This is a genomic window from Rhodopseudomonas sp. B29 (genome assembly GCF_000333455.1).
Classification (GTDB): domain Bacteria; phylum Pseudomonadota; class Alphaproteobacteria; order Rhizobiales; family Xanthobacteraceae; genus Rhodopseudomonas.
Genome location: NZ_BADD01000150.1, coordinates 1 through 1,858 on the forward strand (window position 1 = coordinate 1; position 1,858 = coordinate 1,858).

Annotated in this window: 1 protein-coding gene; it reads left to right on the top strand. The window is 65.3% G+C overall.

Features of this window, described 5'->3' with window-relative positions:
- Window positions 1-1,828 (top strand): ATP-dependent helicase (locus I5M_RS05630; RefSeq protein ID WP_031335483.1); only part of this gene is annotated, 1,828 nt, incomplete at its 5' end.
- Window positions 1,829-1,858: the final 30 nt, after the last annotated feature.

Genomic DNA, 1,858 nt, shown 5'->3' on the forward strand with positions numbered 1-1,858 from the left:
GAACGTTGCGCAGTATCTGTGGCTGCGGCTGCTGTCACAGACACCGGACTCGCCCAGACCCACACGCGAAGTCGAGACCCTTCTCACCTCTCCCCATCGGGGAGAGGTCGGCGAGCGCAGCTCGCCGGGTGAGGGGGAACGGTCATTAGCTAGCGCGGTGCCCCCTCACCCCACCCCTCTCCCCGGTGGGGAGAGGGAGCAGGCTGCCGTTGTCGCAACGCAGGAAGCTCCCCCAAAAAACATCTGCTGCGTCGGCGACGACGACCAGTCGATCTATGGCTGGCGTGGCGCCGAGGTCGACAACATCCTGCGCTTCGACCACGATTTCCCCGGCGCCAAGGTCATTCGCCTGGAGCGCAATTATCGCTCGACCGGCCACATCCTCGCCGCCGCCTCGCACCTGATCGCGCACAATGAGGGCCGGCTTGGCAAAACGCTGCGCACCGAGGACGTCGACGGCGAGATGGTCACCGTCACCGGCGCGTGGGACAGCGAAGAAGAAGCCCGCGCCATCGGCGAGGAAATCGAACAGCTGCAGCGCCAGGGACACAAGCTCAACGAGATCGCCATCCTGGTGCGCGCGTCGTTCCAGATGCGCGAGTTCGAAGACCGCTTCGTCACCCTCGGCCTGCCCTACCGCGTCATCGGCGGCCCGCGGTTCTACGAGCGCGCTGAAATCCGCGACGCGCTGGCTTATCTGCGCGTCATCAACTCGCCGGCCGACGACCTCGCCTTCGAACGCATCGTCAACGTACCCAAGCGCGGCCTCGGCGACGCCACCGTGCAGATGCTGCACGATCACGCCCGCAAGCGGCGCATCCCGCTGTTCGAAGCGGCGCGGATGGTGATCGAGACCGACGAGCTCAAGCCGAAGGCGCGGAGTTCGTTGCGCGGCGTGATCGAAAATTTCGAGCGCTGGCAGGTGCAGCGCGACGCGCTGTCCCACACCGAGCTGGCCGAAATCGTGCTCGACGAGAGCGGCTACACCGAGATGTGGCAGAAGGACCGCTCCGCCGACGCCGCGGGCCGGCTCGAGAACCTGAAAGAACTCGTGCGCTCGATGGAAGAGTTCGAGAACCTGCAGGGTTTCCTCGAACACATCTCATTGGTGATGGACCGCGACGGCGGCGCCGACGAGGATGCCGTCAGCGTGATGACACTGCACTCCGCCAAGGGTCTTGAATTCGAAACGGTGTTCCTGCCCGGCTGGGAGGAAGGCCTGTTTCCGCATCAGCGCGCGCTCGACGAACAGGGCCGCGCCGGGCTCGAGGAAGAACGCCGCCTCGCCCATGTCGGCATCACCCGCGCCCGCAAGCGCGCGAAGTTGTACTTCGCCACCAACCGCCGCATCCACGGCACCTGGAACACGACCATCCCGTCGCGCTTCCTCGACGAACTGCCGGCGGCCAATGTCGAGATCACCGAGTCCAAAGGCGGTTCCGGCTGGGGCGGCATGAGCGGCTACGGACCGTCGCGGTTCGACAATGTCGAGTCGTTCGGCTCGAGCTACTCCACGCCGGGCTGGCAGCGCGCCCAGGCGCGACGCAGCGGCGGCTCCGGCGGAAGTAACGGCGGCCGCAGCGGCGGCTTCGGGGAAAGCGGAGCGTCCTACTCATCCGGCACCACCCGCCGCGCCCCCTTCACCATCGAAGGCGAACTGGTCGCCAAATCCACCGGCACCGAATCCGACTTCACCTTGAACGACCGCGTCTTCCACCAAAAATTCGGCTACGGCCACGTCACCAAGATCGACGGCAACAAACTCACCATCGCCTTCGACAAGGCGGGGGAGAAGAAGGTGGTCGATAGTTTCGTGGAGCGGGTGTAGGCTCAGCTATATTGATTAGCTGATGCCTGT